Raw genomic sequence first — 20,127 nt, 5'->3', positions numbered from 1 at the left:
CTGTACTACGGGGGTAGTCTCAGGGTAATACCAAGGTTTTTGCATAAGTGATTAAAAAACACTCACACCAATTAATCATTTACATCAAAAATCTTTGTCAAATTTAATATAACATATTCTTATGTGTTTAATAGCATCAGATATCATATTTCTAATAAGGCTTTATTAAAATTCTTTCTAAAGTAGTATCTGATAAAAAGACAAAAAACATTGGGTTCCAACCAACATAATCAATCAGCCAAAAACAGAGATTTCAGCGACTATCCGTATTTACCTATTATGGTTCGTATAATGTATATTATGTTAAATGTGACGTAATAACCAATAACTTCATAAGATGGATCCTTTCAATTATTTAGCGCTTCAAAGCCCTATTGACTCAGCAGATACGTGTTAAGAATCTAATAACTTCACTTCTAGTCAAACCTGATAGTTTTAGTGATACCGCATTTACGTATAGATAAAAACAGATACTGGCCGAACAACTTATTCTCAACCAAACCTCTATCAAATATCTTGTGATGTGATTTCAATCTTCACCGCATGCACATCATTTCTTATTATATTTGTTGTTGCACTTCAGGTATTGAGATAATCTTTAGAATAAATTATTCAATTCTGCGCGGATCCCCAACAAGAACTTAATGATATGTCGATTAGTATTGATATAGCTAATGCCTCTGAAGCAAAAGAACTTACAACAATCGCTCTGGAATCTAAGCAATACTGGGGATACAGTTCTGACTTTATTGAGATGTGCCGTGATGAACTCACATTGAAAGAAGCCGATTTTGTTAACTCTTTAATTTTGGTCGCAAAAAATAATGAAAAATATTGTGGTTTTGTTCAACTCAAGTTTAATGATAACGCAGGACAAGGGGAGCTAGAAAAGCTATTTGTCGCCCCCTCTTTTATTGGCCAAGGGATTGGTAAAACCTTGTATGAACGAGCTGTGGAACATGCACGAAAGATGAATGTAAAAGAGCTAGTACTTGATGCAGATCCTAATGCTGAAAATTTTTATAAAAAAATGGGCGCAATAACGATGTACAATACACCTTCAGAGTCAATCCCTGGACGATTTATACCAAAAATGAAAATAACATTATAATCAATTGGTTAGGTTTGCATAGCCAATGATGGCTTGCACTAATTACTAAAGGCAAATTAACGATGCTTGTACTTCTGTGTAATGTAGTTTGAATAATAAAAAATCCGATATTGAATTAATATCGGATTTTTTATTTAATATATTATTTTATCAATAACGAATTGTTATAAAAGAAATGGATAGTCAGTATAACCTTCTGCGCCTCCACCGTAGAAACTTGCAGGGCGTTGTGGATTAAGCTCAGCGTTCTGCTGAAGCCTAGCAACTAAATCTGGATTCGCAATAAAATCGCGGCCAAATGCAACTGCATTTACGTATAGATAAGAAATATAGACTGACTTTAATTATCAGCAAACTTTGGAGAAAATATTCTGAAGTAGAACGAGGAATCATTTCAGGTGCGTATTAATAAGAACTCCCTAATACCATATATATCAATATTTATCAGTGTGCTTTTTTATTATGCTGAAATGGCTCATCAGCTTTTTTTTAATATATTTTCGCATGCGACGAATACCATTGCATTATTCGAACATATTAATATTATAAGTCACTACTACCTTGTCTATCTGATTGTTATAACACCTGTGTTTGTTTTTTTAAATGGAAAAATGAATTCACTATATAAGTGTTTGTTTTATTTTGTTTTTCCTTATTTTTTATCTCTATTTGCATGGTATACACATATCTACTTCGATTTACCCAAAAATTCTAACTTAGGAAGTGGGACATTACTTGGTGAATTTGGCTACATAACAGTGACTATCTATATCATATACGGTTCATTCTTAATCCCATTAGTTGCATGTTTGTGTGAGATTTTTATTCGATTACTCTATCGATATCTATACAGGTTTTATTAATAACTAATCTGTGCACGATATCCTCCACATCTAGATCATATTGTTATATTAAAATATTGGGCAAAAGCTTTATTGCCCTTTTCATTAATCGTCACTTCTCTATATCCTTGGTGGCGTTTTATCCAACCTTGTGTCTGTGCATGATTAAGTAATGCACTGCCAATTTGTCCACCTAGATGAAAACGCCTTTCACTCCAATCTAAACAAGGACAACAAATATTGCGCGAATGTTTTGCTTGGAAATTAAGTCCCATCAATTTAAAGCGTTTATCTCCGAATTCAGTTATTTCTGTTCCATCTTTTGTTATCCATTCTTCTTGGCAAAGTACCTGATAAATTTTAACGGCAATTTCACCGGCTAAATGGTTATAGCATGTACGTGCTTTTCTTAAATGTTCTGGGGTGGTAATTTTTGCTTGTGATACATGAACTGTTGAGAAGCTCATCAAATTTTCAATAACTTTTGCTATATCATCTGTAGTATTATCAGATTTTTATGTACAAAAACATAATGTAAGAGAAAAATAATGAAAGTTCATTATGCTGTAGGTAAATATATAATTGCTATATTTATTCTATTACTGCTTGTTATCACCACCCTATTATTTTTTACAAGCCATATTCAAGACTTTGACTATGAAAACAAAGATCAAGAAGAATTAAGTTTTCTATCTCAAGGAAACAGGCTATCAGGAACTCTTCTTACTCCTCAACATAAGACTCCGTCAGCGGTTATCGTTGTTATTCATGGTGATGGGCCTCAAGATCGTTATTCAAATGGTGGCTACAACCCTCTGTTCAATACATTTTTGGATGCAAATATCGCGATATTCTCGTGGGATAAAGCAGGCATTGGTGATAGTCAAGGAAACTGGCTACATCAATCAATGGAAGCTCGCGCTGAAGAAGCGGTAGCAGCATTAAAATTAATGCAACTTCGTTATCCCGAAGTTCAAGTAGGTTTTTTAGGGTTTTCTCAAGCAGGATGGGTTATTCCTATCGCCGCTAGTCAATCACAACCAGCTTTTTCTGTGATTATTGGTGGTGCTGTCAATTGGCGAGAACAAGGACAATATTATCAAAAATTGCGTTATGAACAGCAAGGAAAAACACCGGATGAAATTATACAATTGCTGGCAAAAGAACAAAAAGAAAATGATGATATTTTTGGACTACATGGTACAAAAGATCGTACTCGTCGCAATGATATGAGTGAAGATCGATTTAATTTTGTTGTTAAAAATTACTTAAGTGATTCATCAAGTTATTTAAGAAAAATGAATGGTCGTATATTAGCGGTATGGGGAAATAATGACTTAAACGTTAATGCTCAGCTTAATGCTTGTCGCTATCGTGCAATATTAAATACTCATCATCAAGCTGATATTGTTGTTTTCCCTCATGCTAGTCATGGATTACTCCGTGTGCCAGAATTTAATTACCAATTAGAAAGTGATTGGCCAATATACCGTCAATTACAATTTCTGTGGGCTGGCCGTAAAGCTTACACTGAAGGTTCGTTACCACTTATTATCGATTGGATAAAAAATAAAAATCCGGATTTCTCTCCCTATAATATGGATTGTAATTTATGATTTTTAACCATAATAACAATATAGATGGCTTTATACTTTGGTTGTCTCTTGCGTTACTTTCTTGTACTCTGCTACGCTTTATTATCAACCTATTTGAGTAAACTATGACAGAAGCTCGTTCTAAAGATCCACTACACGGTATCACGCTTGAAATGCAAGTTAATGCGTTAGTGGCTAAATATGGTTGGGTTAAATTAAGCCAACTAATCAAAATTAACTGTTTTAGAAACGAGCCAAGTGTAAAGTCGAGTTTGAAATTTTTGCGCAGAACCCCTTGGGCGCGCTCTGAGGTAGAAGCACTATATCTAAATCTTGTTGAAGAAAACCTTGATGATACAATCAATTATTCTGAAAGTGATCCTTGGGCAAATAGTCGCTATAAAAAATAATTGTTATTTTTATCAATTCTCATCTCTAAAATCCTTTGGTGTCATGCCAAACTCTTTTTTAAAAATAGAGTAAAAATATTGTAACGACGGATAGCCACACATCAAAGAAATCTCTTGTATTGATAATGTTGTTGTGGCTAATAAGTTTTTCGCCCTTTTCAGCTTCTCTTCATAAATCACGGCATGGATAGTCTTCCCTACTTCTTTCTTAAAACGCTGTTCTAAATTAGAACGCGACATATTTACAGCGTCTAACACTTGCTCAGTTTTTATTCCTTTACAAGCATTGTAATAAATATAGTGCATTGCTTGTACAACGGTAGGATCACTAAATGAATGAAAGTCTGTTGAGCGACGTTCAATGATTTTTACTGGAGGAACTAATATTCTTGGTAGTTGTTCGGTTGGATGCCCTTCTAATATTTGATGCAGAAGCTTCGCGGCTAAATATCCCATTTGTCGTGAACCTTGTACTACAGAAGATAACGCTATACGTGATAAATAACGTGTCATATCTTCATCATCAATGCCTATAATACTGATTTCTTCAGGCACATTAATATTTAAGTTATCACAGACTTGTAGTAAATGACGCGCTCTGGCATCGGTGACGGCAATAATGCCAGTTTGTGGTGGCAACGTTTGTATCCAGTCAGATAAACGATTCTGTGCATGTTGCCAATTCTCTTGTGTGATATCCATACCGTTATAAATGATGCCAGGGTATTTTTCGCGAGTAACTAATTGCCGGAATGCATATTCTCTCTCATTAGACCAATGCGGGTAGTTTTTTGCCGGTAATCCATAAAAAGCAAAATGTTTAAGCCCTTTTTGCTTTAAATGTAAAAAAGCTTGATGAATCAATTGGTAATTATCAGTAGCAATATACGGCACAGAAGGATAATCTTTTGCTTGATGATAAGAGCCACCGACACCAATAACAGATAAGGGTGATTGGCTTAAATGTTGAGTAATAATGGGATCGTCAAAGTCTGCAATAATGCCGTCACAAACCCAATGATTAATATTATCAAGACGGGTGCGGAAATCTTCTTCAATAAATACATCCCAATGGCACTGTGACGCCTGCAAGTATTCACCTACCCCTTCAACAACTTGTCGGTCATAGACTTTATTAGCGTTGAATAACAGCACGATACGAAAGTATTTATCTTTTTTCATATTAGATCACCCACTCTTCCATGTTGGCCATTAAACCACAGCTTTGTATTTGCCAGCATTCTCCTTCGTGGCTATGTGATTACTATCACACAAGTCAGATTTCGTAATAGCAAAGTAAAAAATAGGAATAACCAAGAGTAAGTACAACGAGTATTTTGTTGTTAAACCACATTGCCGAGGGGATTTTCATGAATCAGAATAACTTTAATAAATTAATTTCTAGGCAAAATACCTACAGTGCTAAATGGTGCAACAGTAACGCCAATGTTATTCCATTATCGGTTGCCGATATGGATATTTCTGCACCAGATTTTATTATTAATAAACTCAGTCAGTTTAATTTAGCCGGTATTTATGGCTATACCGATCTTAGCTCTGATTGGAATAATGTTGCGGTAAATTGGTTTAAATCTCAATATGCTTGGCATGTTACACCTGAATCTGTGGTGTTTTGCCCTCGCATTATCCAAGCCGTCTCTCTCTATATTCAAAATTTTACTCAAATTGGCGATAAAGTGACAACCTTGTCACCTGCTTATCATCCTATTAGCAATACAGTTTGTGTAAATCATCGCCAGCTACTAGAAAGCCCATTAATTTATCATAATGGGTGCTATGAAATAGATTTTGACGATTTAGAAGATAAATTTAAACAATCTGTCTGTTTTATATTGCTCTCTCCCCATAATCCAACCGGAACAGTATGGCAACAAGCTGATTTATTAAAAATTGCTAAACTTGCTGAAAAATATAAAGTTTTTATTATTTCTGATGACGTTCATGCTGATTTTGTTTTTGATAATGCCATTTATCGACCTATATCAACTTTAAGTAGCTATGTAGAGCAACACTCTTTTATTTGCACATCACCGGCTAAAACCTTCAATTTAGCGGGGCTTGAAATAGCCAATATTGTGATTGCTAATCCAGAATATCGTGAGAAATTTAAACAATGCTTAATTGCCGCAGGTATTCATAATCCTGGTTACTTCTCTGTCCCTGCTTTCTTACAAGCTTATACCTTACAAGGTCAACAATGGATCAAGGAGCTTAAACATTACCTTGCTGAAAACAGACTGTGGGTAAAAGAGCAATGTGCACGTTATTTTCCTGATTGGGTTGTCACTCAAAGCCATGGCACCTACATGCTATGGATCAATTATCAAAAAATGCAGTTAACCGAACAACAATTAAAGCATTGGTTTGTTTCATTAGCCGAAGTAGAAATGAGTTGGGGAAGCGGTTTTGGTGCGGCTGGGGATGGTTTTTTCCGCATTAATATTGCTACACCTCGTTCAATATTAGAAACCGTTTTTACTCGGCTTATTCGTACCTCACCTCACGCCAGTTTGGAATAAATTACAATGAAAACGCAAACGATAAATAATCCGAGAACCCCTACACTTCTCGAGTCACTGTTTCCTATATTTACAATGGTGGTGCTATTAGGCGGAGGTTACGCCGCTTTTGATTTACCTCCCGAACCACTAATGGTGTTATCAACCGTCGTCGCGGCATTATTAGTTAAACGATTAGGCTATCGTTACGACGAAATCTTAACGGCTATCTCACAAAAAATCGCCAAAACGATGCCGGCTTTGCTGATCTTAATTAGCGTTGGTTTATTAATTGGGACATGGATGGTGGGAGGAACCATTCCACTGATGATCTACTATGGATTAAAGATGATCAGTCCTGAAATGCTATATGTTACGGCACTGCTAGTGACATCATTAGTATCAGTTTGTACTGGCACTTCATGGGGCTCGGCGGGCACTATTGGCGTCGCTTTTATGGGCGTTGCTGTCGGTATGGAGGCTAATCTTGCAGCAACTGCGGGTGCCGTTGTTGCTGGTGCTTACTTTGGTGACAAACTCTCACCGCTATCAGGGGATACTAACCTCGCTGCAATGGCGGCCAGAATAGATCTTTATCAACATATCTGTCACCTGCTTTATACCACATTACCTTCCTTGATCCTCACAGCGATTATCATGACTGTTTATGGTATGAATGGCGATTTAGCAGGACAAGGAGTGCCTGAAAAAGTCACCTTAATTACCAATGGGTTGGAGAATATTTATCACTTCAACTTGATCCTGCTTATTCCTGTATTAGTCATTTTATATGGTTCGGTCACGAAAAAACCGACTATTCCAGTTATGCTGGCCTCTGCCGCTATTGCGATGTTGAATGCTTATCTTATTCAAGGATTTGGCTTACATGATATCGTAAAAAGTGCCGTTGATGGCTTTAATGTCTCCATGATCCAAGGTAAAGAAGTACCTGAATTATTAGGTAATTTATTAAATCGTGGTGGTATGAACTCCATGATGAGCACCCTACTTATCTGTTTCTGCGCACTCTCCTTTGCGGGAACTCTATCTTTAAGCGGTGCATTAGAAGTGATAGTTCATGCACTGCTAAAAATGGTGCATTCAACGGGATCGATGATCTTAGCGACTATTGCTTGTGGACTGACCATGATTGGTGTTACTTGCAATGGACAAATCTCTATTCTTATTCCTATCGAAATGTTACGTGGTGCGTATATTGAACGCGGTTTACACCCTAAAAACCTTGCTCGTACCGTTGAAGATTCCGCCACTATTTTTGAGCCTATCTTACCTTGGACTGCTGCCGGCGCTTATATGGCGGGCACATTAGGTGTTGCAACCCTAAGTTATTTACCTTGGGCTGTATTGTGCTGGAGTGGCATCTTCTTTGCCATGTTATGGGGTTTCACCGGTTTTGGCATTGCTAAATTAACACCAGAAGAGCAGGAAGAAATGACTGCTGAGCTTGGATCACATTCAGAATTACAACTTGATACTAAATAAGGACGGTTCCATGTCTTACTTTGATAAAATTGAACAAATTCAATATGAAGGTACCACCAGCGATAACCCTCTCGCTTTTCGCTACTATAATCCAGATGAAATTATTTTAGGGAAAAGAATGGAAGATCATCTGCGATTTGCTGCCTGCTATTGGCATAACTTCTGCTGGAATGGTTCGGATATGTTTGGTATTGGTACGTTTGATAGACCTTGGCAGACACCGGGAGAAGCACTAGAACAAGCAAAGCGTAAAGCGGATGTTGCTTTTGAATTTTTCCATAAACTCAATGTACCTTTTTACTGTTTTCATGATGTTGATGTTATCTCTGAAGGAAATAGCATTAATGAATATATCACCAATATGGCAGCAATAACTGAGGTATTAGCGCAAAAACAGCAAGAAACGGGCGTTAAATTATTATGGGGAACTGCAAATTGTTTTACTCATCCTCGTTACGGAGCTGGTGCTGCAACAAATCCTGATCCAGAAGTATTTGCTTGGGCGGCAACTCAAGTTTGTGAAGCGATGAAAGCAACAAAAATGCTGGGAGGCGAAAATTATGTGTTATGGGGAGGCCGCGAAGGTTACGAAACATTATTAAATACAGATTTACGCCAAGAGCGGGAACAAATTGGTCGTTTTATGCAGATGGTTGTTGAGCATAAACATAAAATTGGATTCCAAGGTACACTGCTCATCGAGCCGAAGCCACAAGAGCCAACTAAGCATCAATATGATTATGATACTGCGACAGTTTATGGTTTCTTAAAACAATTTGGTTTAGAAAAAGAAGTTAAAGTGAACATAGAAGCTAACCATGCAACTTTAGCGGGTCACAGTTTCCATCATGAAATCGCCACAGCTATTGCATTAGGTATTTTAGGCTCAGTCGATGCTAACCGAGGTGATCCACAATTAGGTTGGGACACAGACCAATTCCCCAATAGTGTAGAAGAAAATGCATTAGTTATGTATGAAATTCTCAAATCCGGTGGTTTTACGACTGGTGGATTAAACTTTGATGCCAAAGTACGTCGTCAAAGTAATGATAAATACGATCTTTTCTATGGGCATATATCCGGAATGGACACCATGGCAATGGCATTACGTATTGCAGCAAGAATGATCCAAGACGGTGGACTTGATAAATTTATTGCTCAACGTTATGCGGGATGGAGTGCTGAACTTGGCCAAAATATCCTACAAGGCAAATTAAGTCTTGAAGAAGTGGCAAAATATGCACAAAGCAATACCTTAGCGCCCCGCTTACAAAGCGGGCGTCAAGAGATGCTAGAGAGTTTAGTGAATCGTTATATTTTTGGTTAAGGGTATAAAAAGATAAACACAGCAGAGTAGCGCTGTGTTTATTGATTTAATTAACATAAGATCATGGGGTAAAACGTCATGTATTTAGGGCTAGACTTAGGCACATCAAGTGTTAAAGCGATCATCATGAATGAGCAAGGTGATGTCGTTGCCAGTCATTCTATACCTTTAACCCTCTCACGCCCTCATCCTCAATGGTCAGAGCAAGATCCACAAGCATGGTGGCAGGCAACTGATGAAGCGATAAAACAACTGAGTCGTACTCAACCTATGGAACAGATCCAAGCCATTGGTCTCAGTGGTCAAATGCATGGCGCGGTATTACTTGATGCGCAGCAAAATATATTACGCCCTGCTATTTTATGGAACGATGGTCGCAGTGTGAAACAATGTTTACGACTGGCAAAGCAGTACCCTCAATTTAAAGAAATTACGGGCAATTTAGTTATGCCTGGGTTTACAGCGCCTAAATTGCAATGGGTCGCAGAAAACGAAGCGGAGATCTTTTGTCAGATTGCTCATGTGCTATTACCAAAAGATTTTCTACGTTGGAAAATGAGTGGTAATTTTGCCAGTGATATGTCGGATGCGGCGGGTACACTGTGGTTGGATATGCAAAAACGCGATTGGAGTGATGAATTATTAGCGGCAACGGGGCTTTCTCGATGTCAAATGCCGACACTATTTGAAGGTAACCAGATAACGGGTTACTTACTGCCAGAAATTGCTAAAAAATGGCAAATGAAACAAGTACCGATTATAGCGGGCGGTGGTGATAATGCAGCGGGTGCAATTGGTGTAGGAGTATATCAACCGGGTCAAGGAATGCTCTCTTTGGGCACATCCGGTGTCTATTTTGTTGTCAGTGAAAAGTTTCTCCAAAACAGTGACAATGCGGTACATAGTTTTTGCCATGCATTGCCACAAACTTGGCACTTAATGTCGGTAATATTAAGTGCGGCTTCTTGTCTAGATTGGGTATGCCAATTAACGGGGATCAGTGATGTTGGTGCAATGTTTAAAGAAATAGAACAGCATGCACATTCTGATAGTTCCCTACTCTTTTTGCCTTATCTTTCTGGTGAACGGACACCTTATAACAATGCGGATGCCAAAGGCGTATTTTGGGGGTTAACTCACCAACATCAGCGTGCGGATTTATGTCGAGCGGTGTTAGAAGGTGTTAGTTTTGCGTTGAGGCAAGGAATTGAAGTAGCGGATAAGGCTGGACAACATGCAGACAATATAACGTTAATTGGTGGAGGGGCAAGAAGTGAATATTGGCGACAATTACTAGCTGATATTACAGGAAAAACCTTGGATTATCGTCAAGGTGGTGATGTTGGTCCTGCACTGGGAGCTGCTAGACTGGCGCAATTAGCGATAAATCCGGCTCATTTATCACAAATTATTCTTTCTCAGCCAAAACTTGAAACACGTCATGTTCCCAATTTAGAAAAACATAAGGCATATCAAGATAAATATAATGCCTTTAAAAAGCTCTACACACTTATTGAAACAATGAAAATATAAAACAATATTGCGTTAACATCAGGATTATACAAAGGGCGAGATGATACTTGCCCTTTTCTATTTATTGGAATAATACAGAAATAGCACTTAATGCTAATAAACCACCCATAATAAAATTAAATAGTTTTAATATTTTGGGATTTTTTAATCGCTCTCGTAAGCTATGACCAAAAGTGGCCCATATAGCAACACAAGGAAAATTAATTAATGTGAAAATAATAGCAACTAACAACATTGAAATATAAGGATATTGTGGTGAGGTATATAATGTTATCCCTGAAATCGCCATCATCCATGATTTAGGATTAATCCATTGAAATAATGCAGCCTCTAACAAGGTTAACGGTGAGCCTTGTTTATTACTATTTTGCTCAACAGAATGACTAATTGCCGTTTTCCAAGCTAACCACAATAAATACAGCGCTCCGAGATATTTTAATATATTGTAAATAATGGGCGATGATTTAATAAGTGCTCCTATGCCTATCCCCACAGCCAATAACATCACAAAAAAACCGAGAGACACACCGATAGCATGAGGCATTGTACGCTTTAAGCCAAAGTTAATACCTGATGCTAGAAGCATAATATTATTCGGGCCTGGTGTAATTGAAGTAACAAATGAAAATATGGCTAATGATAAAAAAATGTCGAAAGTCATATATAAAATTCTAATCAATAAATAATGAATAAGGAGATATTAAATTGGCTTTTCTTTTTTTATTTACCAACTAGTGCTTAATTTTATAGGAATGGTAATACTTAGCGCTAGAGAAATTCATTATTTTAGGAATTTGTCTATCCATATGGATAAGTTTCAGCTTTTATTCTATTATATGGAATTTTCTACGGTATGATAAGTTAAAATAACGATATTATATAATAAGGTAATTGAAGGTGACTTATTACTAGAAGATATAACCTGCCCTACAAATATATTATTCTGATACCTTTCAAGAAAATATAACTATTAGCCCTAATAAATATATTGATATATTAGGGCTAATATAATAGCTATTGCTAACGATACCCGCGACGATGGTTTTGGGCAGACCAGCTATAGGTTTCATCACTAGAGACTAATTTCTGTTTTTTCTTCTGGGAAAGGGCTTTTTTGCTGGCTTTTTCTACTTCGAGGGAGATTTCGGTAATAATAGCATCTTTCACTTTATTCATTTCGGCGTTAGTTAATTCAAGCCCCAATTTCTTTCTCTCTTGACCGATTCTGGTTCTAACGCGCATCTGTTGGGCATCTGTCATCTCTTGAAGAGTCAGCTTTTTCATACAATCACACCCTGTATTGAGAAAGGAGTCTTTAATATAACATCATTTCAACGACTCACAATCAATCAATTGCTTTTTTGATAGTAAAACGCGATCGAGATAGATATTACGCGCTTATTACACGCGTAATATCATAAAGTGAGTGAAGGATTAAACTAACAGATAGACCGATTAAATAAGTTTAAGAAATTTAACTTTAAAATCATCAATATCTTGTTGTGTTGTTGCCCAAGAAGTACAAAGGCGCAAACAGCTTAGCTGTGGATCGTCAAGTAATATGCGATGAAAAACAAACTGCTGCGTTAGCTTTTCTGCAATATCATTAGGTAAAATGACAAACACTTGGTTAGATTCTGGTGGTGCTAAAAAATCAAAACCATGCTCAGTAAAGAATGCAGCTAATTGTGAGGCCATCTCATTGAGATGTTTACCTAATTTAAAGTAGAGATCGTCACTAAATAATGCCGCAAATTGTGCCCCTAATAACCAACCTTTTGCCTGTAATCCGCCCTTTTGTTTTAAGCTAAAGCGAAAATCAGAATTTAATGCAGGATGACAAATCACTAATGCTTCTGCTGACATAGCACCAATTTTCGTGCCGCCAATATAGAAAGCATCAGTTAAGTGTGCGATATCTTCAATCGTTAGATCGCTGTTATCAGACATCAACCCTGTCGCTAAACGTGCGCCATCAAGATATAACCATAAATTATGTGCATCACAAAATTCGCGTAATGCTTGTAATTCGGTTTTACGATATACCGTACCAATTTCAGTGGCATTGGTTATATAAACAAGTTTAGGTTGCACCCAATGTTCATCGTTATGTTCAGCGAGGATCGGCTTCAATAAATCTGGGGTCAATTTACCATCAGCAGAAAAAGTGGTGATCACTTTATGGCCTGTTGCCTCAATCGCTCCCGTCTCATGAGTCGCAATATGCCCGGTGCTGACAGAAATTACTGCTTGATGTGGGCGTAAAAAGTGAGAAATAGCGGTTAAATTAGTGATAGTGCCACCATTAAAAAAATGGATCTGCGCTTCGGGTTGTTTAATTCGCTGTTTGATTAATTCTTTAGCTTGATGACAAAGGGTATCCATACCATAACCATCATAACGTTGACCTACTGTATCTGTAATTGCCTTCATGACCGCAGGATGTGCAATTTCATTATAATCATTTTGGAAGCGGTACACGTGTACTCCTATTTATGTTGTGTTTGGTCTGTCTATTATAGATAAAAGAAAAGCATATGGCCTTTAATTGACAAATTATCAAATAAACACCACATGCTGAGTCTAATATATTTAAAAATAGAGCGATTTAAAACCGTCTATTTAAAACAAACTTCACCCCAACGGGCTAATCCTGCGGTTACTGAGCCGAAATCATTACCTTTTACAATAGGCACATTAGGTAACTGTTGCTCGATAGCTTGACATAAAATCGGTGAACGCGCAGAGCCTCCCGTCATAAACACCACATCAGGTACTACGCCCCCTTGTTGTACGACATCATTGACCAAATCAATCATCTTATCTTTAGGGGATCCAATGGCTTCAACCATTTGCTGGCGAGTGATATTGGTTTCTAATGTTTCACTTAATAACGCGATGCTGGCTAAATAGGTATGGCAATCTGATAATGCCATTTTTGCCTCTTCCGCTTTGCGGACAATGCTATATCCTAGTGTTTCATTATAGACTTCAATTAAGCGTTTTATCTTTTCTGGCTCTTGGGCATCACGACGTAGTTGATTTAATGTCGCTAAATTTTGTTGAGAATAAAAATCTTTTTGTGCTTCAACATTATTGATGGCAATAGGATCCCAAAATTGTTTTAGCGGTAATTTTATGCCCGATGAAGTTAGCCCTGTCATGCCAAATAAAGGCATTAGCTGTTTAAAAGCTAGATAGATATCAAGATCATTACCACCCACACGTTGTCCACTATGCGCTAATAGTGTACTGGCACGATCGGTTTTACCCCGATAGCTAGGGCCCATTTGAATCAATGAGCAGTCCGTTGTACCACCACCAATATCAACTACCAAGACTGTTTGGTCTTTGGTTAATGTGGATTCATATTCTAAACCAGCGGCTACCGGTTCAAATTCAAATAAAACCTGTTTAAAGCCGGCTCGTTTAGCTGCATTAATTAAAATACGTTCAGCTTGCTTATTAGCAGCTTCTCCCCCTAACCCATTAAAGTTAATAGGTTTACCAATCATGGCATCAGTAATGGTTGTTTGTGTGCTTTTTTCCGCTTGTTGTTTTATATTGGCCATCATGGCGCACACTAAATCTTCAAAAAAGCTGATTTGTATCTCATGTAAGCCTGAGGCACCAAGAAAAGATTTAGGCGATTTGACGTAATAAACATCACGGGGATCTTTTAGATACAAACTTAATGCCGCCTGACCGAAAACAATATCCTCAGGCACTAATTCAATATCTTCATCACGATTAAACGCGATTGATTTTCTTAATAGTTGTTCGCCAATAGAGTTGGTAGGTTTAATATTTAAGTGGCGAAATAAATGTTCGGAAACAGATTCACGGGTTGGCGCACAAAGAGTAGATGGAATATAAACATTCTCACCTTCTAAAGGTAATAGCGTTGGTTTCCCCTCTTTCATTATTGCCACAGAACAATTTGATGTTCCATAGTCAAAGCCAATAAACATATCGCCTCCCAGCTAGACTTCGTTAAAAAAAAGACTGAGCACTCTACATCAAGCTTATTGTAATTACTACCAGATTGTGGTGTTTTGTCTTTTAATATTCGAATGGCGTTTCTGGCGAATAAAGTTTATTACAGCTTATTGTTATAGCCATATCAGGTTTTAAACCACCTAAATAACAATCAACAGAATCGGTTAATAGATGAAATAAGCACCCAACGGCAATGGCTTTCCATTTCCAAGAAGGAATAAACCATAAAACGATATAGACAATGGCAGCCCATAGAGTATGCAATGGATGAAAACCAACACTGCAACGATTGGGATCAAAGATTGGCGTTGCAAACAAATGGTCAATGTCTATTGCCATCGTACTCATCATAAGAAGCGCAGCAAGCCGCCAGTTTTTACCCCAAAATAGATAAGCGAGTGCTATTGGCGCTAAAAAATGTAAACCATAATGTATTATTGTTCTGGCGATTTCAAAGATCACAAAAGTCTCTATTGCTTTATTATTTGATAGGCAGCCCTTTTTATAAGGTGATTATCTCTATTTATCAAGGTGTATATTAGGTAAGCCCTGATCAATATCCCCTAAAGCAAAGGCTAAATCTACTGCGGCAATTAATGAGCCTGTATAAGCATCTATATGTGAGAGTTGTGCATTTAATAGTGCAATTTCTGCGGTATTAATCTCCGTTACTGTACCTAGTCCATTGTTAAAAAAATCGACACTGGCGGTATAACTTAATTGTGCGGTATCAACGAGATTTTTAGCCGCTTTGTTCGCTTCAAGGGCCGATCTTAACGCATTCTCACTGAGAGAGATCTCTTTGATTGCCGTATCTTGGCTTTTGCGCAAATTTTCTTGTGCTAATTGGATATCTGATTGAGCATTGCTCATTCGCGACTGACGCATGCCCCCTTCATATAAGGGAATACTCACGCCAATTAAAATATTCGACGATGAAGTTCGTTGGCTAATTTCAGGTAACCCCTGAACATCAAAATGCCCCGAACCACCAGCAAGAGCACCGGCGAGATACACTTTAGGAAAATAGTCAGATTCAACAGAGCGTGCCGTTTTTAATGCCGCTTGCTCTAATTCATAGTGAGCTAAAATATCAGGGCGTTGTGATAACGCTTTTTTTATCACATCGTGAGTCAATGGGGAAATATCATCAGGTAAGCGCGCGTCATTATCATAATTCACTTTTATCTTTTCAAAGGGAGAGACACCTATTGCAGACAGTAATAACTGATATTGATCTTTTTCATGACCTTTAGCTAACACATGTTGTAATTCTACTTGGGCAACTTGTTGTTTGGCTAAAGCAACATCTAATACGGTTGCTAATCCCCGCGCACGTTTTTGCTCTATGGCATATAAAATATCTTTGCTTCTTTGCAGTGCCTCTTGGGTAAGAGTGACTTTTTTAAGGGCCGCACCATAACTAAAATAGGCAACAGAAACATCATGAATTATTTTTTGATGCATCAGATTAAAATTAAGGTTTGTTGCCAAAGAAGCATGTTTAGCGGCATCGGCTAAAGCTCCTCGTTTGCCGAAGTCAAAAATAAGCCATCTAAAGGTTAACGCTGGAATAAAAGCACTGTTTGATGTTTTAATATCATCAACAATTGGATTGGCGGGTAAATCTACTTTTCCTCTTTGATAACCTGCCAATGCCGTTGCGGTAATAATCGGCAAATAAGTACTTTCTACCATACCAATATCGGTGGCTGATTTTTTCGCTAATAACCAAGCAATCCGTGTTTCAGGATTATTTTGCTGACCAAGATCGATAAGCTCTGCCAATCCATAGCTCGTTTTAGTGGTTTGCTCTTGCTGAGGTGTGGCGAGGTATTGCTCAGAAGCTGCCATATAGTTTGTATTATTATAAGGCATCGGTTGTTGTGCTGAGTATTTCCCATAATCGCTAGTATCAATACATCCAACAAGTAATAAACTTAACCACGATGATAGAATATATTTTTTATGATTAATGGCCGATTTTATCATCATCTATTTTCTCTTATTAACTGTTTAAATACTTGTTCTCTTTCATTGATGGGCAACATTTTTATTTCTTCAGTTAAGACATTTTTCTTAAAATCATCTGGAGATAAAGGCAGTGTATCGGAATACTCACCATTATCATCAAAAATAAACCTATCAGCATAACTATGGCGACTAATGTAAGAAATCTTGCTTAATGACTGTTTAAAAAACAAGGTGAATACTTTGTTTCTTTCTTTATCTTTTCTCTCAAACAGCAGTAAATCAATATTATCTTTAGATTGTGCAATAGTCTCATTAATAGAGGCGACTAAATCTAAACACTCACTTTTATTGGCAGAGCATCTTAACTTTGTATAGTCATCTAAAATCGTGGCGAGCTGTTTGTATATTGTATTGACGATACTCGCGGGCCAGACTCGAGTAAAAATGACATACATAACAATATTGCCTAATAAAATACCCAAAATACGGTCGGAAACCACATCCATATCAAAACTCGGTTTAAAGCCATGTAGTGTCGTTAGCAAAAAGGCTAAGCCTACTTGTACGCCAGCATAAGAGATACGTTCATTACCGGCGGCAACCCAGGCTGCAGGTAAAAGACAGAAGAAGATCAATACCATCAACTGAAAAATATCAGAAATATTAGGAATAATATAAAGCAGTGAGATCATGCCAATTAATGCGCCAATCAGACACCCTATTATTCTTAGTGTAAGTTTATGAACCGTTTCGCCCACTGAAGTAAGTGCAACCACATAGCAAGTGATCATCGCTGTATGGATACCTTGCCATTTAAAATAATCATAAAACAAATAACATAAAATAGCGGCAAGAGTTGTTTTAATAGCGAAGTATTTATGATTAGGATTACTAAAAGCATCGCTTACAAAAAAGGGTGTGGCTTTTTTAATGGGTTTAGTGGTTCGTTTTGTTAGCAAAATAGTATTAAATTTAGCCAATAAAGCGATTCTATTTATTGGCTGAAGACGTTGCACACTATCTTTAATGTTATCTAACGAGTGGTTGGCAAAACAGTCCGCAATATATTTACATCTTTTCGCTAACATAAAACGTAACGATGTTGAGGTATTGTCATCCATTGTTATTGACATAACTAATATTGCATAGGAGTTATCAACCATGTTTTCTAACCATTGGATATCTTCTTTACCTAATAGATAAAGGATTTTCATAACCATCAAATAACGTTGGCATTCTGCTTGTGTTCCTAGTATTTCACTCAGCGTTATCTGGTTAGTTTTTTTCCCTAAGAAAAAATCATGGGCTGCCATAAAGCGCGTTGAAATTTTATTAAGCAGTAATTTCCGTGGGCTAATACCAAAAAAATAATTGAATATAATCACCAATAGCATCGGCGAAACGGCCATTAATAACGCATAAAGCAATCCTCTGGTTGCAGCATCACCAAATGGGATATCTTCAATTAGCGTCATTAAAAAGGCGATCACCAAAGCAACTAAATTGCCTATATCACCAAGACTACTTGCTGAAGCTAAATACATAAAAATGGCTGAGAAAAAAGCCATAAAAAAGAAGCGTAAAATAATATTTTGAATAGTGAGATTAAACAGTACTAACGCCACACCAACCACAATGGAGCATAAAATAATGACCCCAAGGGAGAGTAATATATTTTGTACTGCATCCGCTTTAATCAAATAGATAATTAAATAACAGCTGATTGCTGATTCAGGGATTTCATAAACCATAGCGATCACGGCCATTAAGGCACACAGTAACGCTATGCGCCACGTAGTGGCGAACCGATAGTCAAAAGGTAATAAATCTTGTTTGACTTGTTTTGCTATCAGCGAAGATTTAACAGTCATCATCGTTAGGTACAATATTTACAGTAGCAGTGGCACCGATGCGCATGAGTGCTTCTGGTGGTTCAGTAATAATGACTTTGACAGGAAAACGCTGCTCAACCCGTACCCAATTTAATGATTTAGGTACATAAGGTAAGTCTCTTGGAATATTAATCAGGTCGGTCGACATGACTCCCCGACTAATCCCTTCAACTTTACCTTTAATGGGGTGTTGATTATCAATCATGGAGTAAATCACCACACAGCTACCAATTTTTATATTATTTAAATCTGTCTCTTTAAAATAGGCCGAAGCAAACCAAGTATCAGAGTCAATTAAGGTAAAAACAGATTGCCCTGATAAAATAAATTCACCGGGAGATAAAACGACCCCTGCGATATATCCATTACTTGGCGCCCTTACCTCAGTATTACTTAACTCCCACTCTGCCATGGCAAGCGATGTTTTTAATGACTTGACTAATGCTTCTTCTGAATCGGTATTATTAATAAGTGCTTCAGATGCCACATTCTGTTTCTGTGCTTGTTTTAATGTCACTTCAGCATCATGTTTTAACGTCCGAGCATCATCGACTTGTTGTGCTGTGACAAAGCCTTTTGCTAATAGAGGTTCTAATCGATTTAATGATTGTGTGGCTAATGATAAATTGACCTGCGCACGTTTTATTTGCTCTTGTGCCACTTCTGAATTGGATGTTTCCGCAATAATAATACGTTGCTTATTGCTTAATGTCGCTTGTGCAATCTGTAGTTGCTCTTTTGCTTGCTCTACCCTGAGTGCGTACATTGTGGGATCAAGTGTAAACAGTAAATCGCCTTTTTTGACTTTACTATTTTCTTTGACATAAACAGCAGCAATGCGTCCAGGCACCGAGGCTGAGATATTAATTTTATTTGCATCAATGATGGCATCTTCACTAAGAGGATTTAATGCCGATATATGAATACTTTGCCATAATAAAATGAGCGTTATCAAAAAAACAATAATGGTGATCACGCGTGCTAGGCTTTTTTTAATTTTTTTATCCATAGTTTAATAAGTAAAATAAAGTAAGGAGATAGTTAAAGAAATTGATAACATAATCGCAAAATAAAATAACAAAGGTACTGGCAATTTATCATCAATTCCCCAGTAGATAAGTAAAACCCGTAGACAAAAAGCACCTAATAGGCCAATAAATGTACATAACATCCAATAGGGAAAATAAGCACCTAGCATGGGAATAAAAGGAGAATGCCCTTGTGAACAGCCCGTCAACAATACAGTCATCACAGTTAAGCTGATAATTCGATGATGTTTTTTTATTAAGTTCAAGGTAATACACCTATCATTTTATGATTAAATCCATTCATAGCTATCAATACTATAATATTTTTAGTTGTAATAAAGTGACTTATATTATTTTGCTAAAAATAGCATAAGGTTATTGTAGTTGAATTATT

The 20,127-nt window shown here is 37.2% G+C and carries 18 protein-coding genes and 1 pseudogene; 7 read left to right on the top strand and 12 right to left on the bottom strand.

All coding sequences use genetic code 11. The annotated features are described in order from the left end of the window. The first annotated feature begins 649 nt into the window (after positions 1 to 649). Complete coding sequence (locus tag AACQ49_RS08830; RefSeq protein WP_004248088.1) at positions 650 to 1,111, top strand: GNAT family N-acetyltransferase; 462 nt, start codon at positions 650 to 652, stop codon at positions 1,109 to 1,111. A gap of 164 nt (positions 1,112 to 1,275) precedes the next feature. On the opposite strand, the pseudogene AACQ49_RS08825 reads toward AACQ49_RS08830, so the two are convergent. Together AACQ49_RS08825 and AACQ49_RS08820 are read right to left on the bottom strand one after the other, a co-directional pair. Next, a pseudogene (locus AACQ49_RS08825) lies at positions 1,276 to 1,425 on the bottom strand (alkene reductase); the annotation flags it as partial. A 584-nt stretch (positions 1,426 to 2,009) separates the two neighbouring features. Further along, the gene (locus tag AACQ49_RS08820) at positions 2,010 to 2,420 is read right to left on the bottom strand and encodes an ArsR family transcriptional regulator (RefSeq protein ID WP_161747707.1); all 411 of its coding nucleotides are present in this window, start codon (positions 2,418 to 2,420) and stop codon (positions 2,010 to 2,012) included. Between the two features lie 81 nt (positions 2,421 to 2,501). Here AACQ49_RS08820 and AACQ49_RS08815 point away from each other — a divergent pair, with 81 nt between their 5' ends. Together AACQ49_RS08815 and AACQ49_RS08810 are read left to right on the top strand one after the other, a co-directional pair. Further along, on the top strand, positions 2,502 to 3,569 hold the full coding sequence (locus AACQ49_RS08815; protein ID WP_049198709.1) for an alpha/beta hydrolase family protein: 1,068 nt from the start codon (positions 2,502 to 2,504) through the stop codon (positions 3,567 to 3,569). A gap of 104 nt (positions 3,570 to 3,673) precedes the next feature. Next, positions 3,674 to 3,958, top strand: a complete 285-nt coding sequence (locus tag AACQ49_RS08810; RefSeq protein WP_004242975.1) for a VF530 family protein — start codon at positions 3,674 to 3,676, stop codon at positions 3,956 to 3,958. A 12-nt stretch (positions 3,959 to 3,970) separates the two neighbouring features. On the opposite strand, the gene AACQ49_RS08805 is transcribed toward AACQ49_RS08810, so the two are convergent. Continuing rightward, entirely contained in the window at positions 3,971 to 5,140 is a 1,170-nt protein-coding gene (locus tag AACQ49_RS08805) for a XylR family transcriptional regulator (RefSeq protein WP_004242974.1), read from the bottom strand. Positions 5,141 to 5,328: 188 nt separating this feature from the next. On the opposite strand from AACQ49_RS08805, the gene AACQ49_RS08800 reads away from it, so the two are divergent. From AACQ49_RS08800 to xylB, 4 genes are all read left to right on the top strand, one after another. Further along, positions 5,329 to 6,498 carry a MalY/PatB family protein gene (locus AACQ49_RS08800; protein ID WP_071233724.1) on the top strand — a complete coding sequence of 390 codons (1,170 nt, stop codon included), beginning with the start codon at positions 5,329 to 5,331 and terminating at the stop codon, positions 6,496 to 6,498. 6 nt (positions 6,499 to 6,504) lie between these two features. Next, entirely contained in the window at positions 6,505 to 7,980 is a 1,476-nt protein-coding gene (nhaC, locus tag AACQ49_RS08795) for a Na+/H+ antiporter NhaC (protein WP_004242972.1), read from the top strand. 10 nt (positions 7,981 to 7,990) lie between these two features. Beyond that, positions 7,991 to 9,307: a xylose isomerase gene (xylA, locus tag AACQ49_RS08790; protein WP_161778998.1), complete on the top strand. Its 1,317-nt coding sequence runs from the start codon at positions 7,991 to 7,993 to the stop codon at positions 9,305 to 9,307. A gap of 78 nt (positions 9,308 to 9,385) precedes the next feature. After that, positions 9,386 to 10,840: a xylulokinase gene (gene xylB / locus AACQ49_RS08785; RefSeq protein ID WP_004248082.1), complete on the top strand. Its 1,455-nt coding sequence runs from the start codon at positions 9,386 to 9,388 to the stop codon at positions 10,838 to 10,840. 61 nt (positions 10,841 to 10,901) lie between these two features. Here the strand turns inward: xylB and AACQ49_RS08780 are convergent, their stop codons facing one another. From AACQ49_RS08780 to AACQ49_RS08740, 9 genes are all read right to left on the bottom strand, one after another. After that, entirely contained in the window at positions 10,902 to 11,501 is a 600-nt protein-coding gene (locus AACQ49_RS08780) for a LysE family translocator (RefSeq protein WP_004248081.1), read from the bottom strand. A 359-nt stretch (positions 11,502 to 11,860) separates the two neighbouring features. Continuing rightward, the gene (locus AACQ49_RS08775) at positions 11,861 to 12,124 is read right to left on the bottom strand and encodes a DUF3811 domain-containing protein (protein ID WP_161778997.1); all 264 of its coding nucleotides are present in this window, start codon (positions 12,122 to 12,124) and stop codon (positions 11,861 to 11,863) included. Between the two features lie 171 nt (positions 12,125 to 12,295). Continuing rightward, positions 12,296 to 13,321: an aminotransferase class I/II-fold pyridoxal phosphate-dependent enzyme gene (locus tag AACQ49_RS08770; protein ID WP_161778996.1), complete on the bottom strand. Its 1,026-nt coding sequence runs from the start codon at positions 13,319 to 13,321 to the stop codon at positions 12,296 to 12,298. Positions 13,322 to 13,458: 137 nt separating this feature from the next. Beyond that, a complete protein-coding gene (gene yegD, locus AACQ49_RS08765) occupies positions 13,459 to 14,811 on the bottom strand; it encodes a molecular chaperone (RefSeq protein WP_161778995.1) in 1,353 nt (450 codons plus the stop codon). Positions 14,812 to 14,902: 91 nt separating this feature from the next. Continuing rightward, positions 14,903 to 15,301: a DUF6122 family protein gene (locus AACQ49_RS08760; protein ID WP_004242961.1), complete on the bottom strand. Its 399-nt coding sequence runs from the start codon at positions 15,299 to 15,301 to the stop codon at positions 14,903 to 14,905. Between the two features lie 57 nt (positions 15,302 to 15,358). Next, entirely contained in the window at positions 15,359 to 16,834 is a 1,476-nt protein-coding gene (locus AACQ49_RS08755) for a TolC family protein (RefSeq protein ID WP_004242959.1), read from the bottom strand. Continuing rightward, complete coding sequence (locus AACQ49_RS08750) at positions 16,831 to 18,687, bottom strand: FUSC family protein (RefSeq protein ID WP_062814303.1); 1,857 nt, start codon at positions 18,685 to 18,687, stop codon at positions 16,831 to 16,833. The genes AACQ49_RS08755 and AACQ49_RS08750 overlap by 4 nt, the downstream gene beginning before the upstream one ends. Then, on the bottom strand, positions 18,674 to 19,714 hold the full coding sequence (gene mdtN, locus AACQ49_RS08745; RefSeq protein ID WP_004242957.1) for a multidrug transporter subunit MdtN: 1,041 nt from the start codon (positions 19,712 to 19,714) through the stop codon (positions 18,674 to 18,676). The genes AACQ49_RS08750 and mdtN overlap by 14 nt, the downstream gene beginning before the upstream one ends. Before the next feature lie 3 nt (positions 19,715 to 19,717). Then, the gene (locus tag AACQ49_RS08740) at positions 19,718 to 19,999 is read right to left on the bottom strand and encodes a YtcA family lipoprotein (RefSeq protein WP_004242955.1); all 282 of its coding nucleotides are present in this window, start codon (positions 19,997 to 19,999) and stop codon (positions 19,718 to 19,720) included. Positions 20,000 to 20,127 lie beyond the last annotated feature (128 nt).

This window comes from Proteus sp. G2675, from assembly GCF_963886535.1.
In the GTDB taxonomy this organism is placed as follows: domain Bacteria; phylum Pseudomonadota; class Gammaproteobacteria; order Enterobacterales; family Enterobacteriaceae; genus Proteus; species Proteus mirabilis.
The sequence above is the reverse complement of the archived record's forward strand: the minus strand, read 5'-3'. Positions and strand labels throughout refer to the sequence as shown.

What these genes read in the sequence shown, in the direction of transcription:
- AACQ49_RS08830 (WP_004248088.1), top strand. Translation starts at nt 650, where the DNA reads ATGTCGATTAGTATTGATATAGCTAATGCCTCTGAAGCAAAAGAACTT.
- AACQ49_RS08820 (WP_161747707.1), bottom strand. Translation starts at nt 2,420, where the DNA reads ATGAGCTTCTCAACAGTTCATGTATCACAAGCAAAAATTACCACCCCA.
- AACQ49_RS08815 (WP_049198709.1), top strand. Translation starts at nt 2,502, where the DNA reads ATGAAAGTTCATTATGCTGTAGGTAAATATATAATTGCTATATTTATT.
- AACQ49_RS08810 (WP_004242975.1), top strand. Translation starts at nt 3,674, where the DNA reads ATGACAGAAGCTCGTTCTAAAGATCCACTACACGGTATCACGCTTGAA.
- AACQ49_RS08805 (WP_004242974.1), bottom strand. Translation starts at nt 5,140, where the DNA reads ATGAAAAAAGATAAATACTTTCGTATCGTGCTGTTATTCAACGCTAAT.
- AACQ49_RS08800 (WP_071233724.1), top strand. Translation starts at nt 5,329, where the DNA reads ATGAATCAGAATAACTTTAATAAATTAATTTCTAGGCAAAATACCTAC.
- nhaC (WP_004242972.1), top strand. Translation starts at nt 6,505, where the DNA reads ATGAAAACGCAAACGATAAATAATCCGAGAACCCCTACACTTCTCGAG.
- xylA (WP_161778998.1), top strand. Translation starts at nt 7,991, where the DNA reads ATGTCTTACTTTGATAAAATTGAACAAATTCAATATGAAGGTACCACC.
- xylB (WP_004248082.1), top strand. Translation starts at nt 9,386, where the DNA reads ATGTATTTAGGGCTAGACTTAGGCACATCAAGTGTTAAAGCGATCATC.
- AACQ49_RS08780 (WP_004248081.1), bottom strand. Translation starts at nt 11,501, where the DNA reads ATGACTTTCGACATTTTTTTATCATTAGCCATATTTTCATTTGTTACT.
- AACQ49_RS08775 (WP_161778997.1), bottom strand. Translation starts at nt 12,124, where the DNA reads ATGAAAAAGCTGACTCTTCAAGAGATGACAGATGCCCAACAGATGCGC.
- yegD (WP_161778995.1), bottom strand. Translation starts at nt 14,811, where the DNA reads ATGTTTATTGGCTTTGACTATGGAACATCAAATTGTTCTGTGGCAATA.
- AACQ49_RS08755 (WP_004242959.1), bottom strand. Translation starts at nt 16,834, where the DNA reads ATGATGATAAAATCGGCCATTAATCATAAAAAATATATTCTATCATCG.
- AACQ49_RS08750 (WP_062814303.1), bottom strand. Translation starts at nt 18,687, where the DNA reads ATGATGACTGTTAAATCTTCGCTGATAGCAAAACAAGTCAAACAAGAT.
- mdtN (WP_004242957.1), bottom strand. Translation starts at nt 19,714, where the DNA reads ATGGATAAAAAAATTAAAAAAAGCCTAGCACGCGTGATCACCATTATT.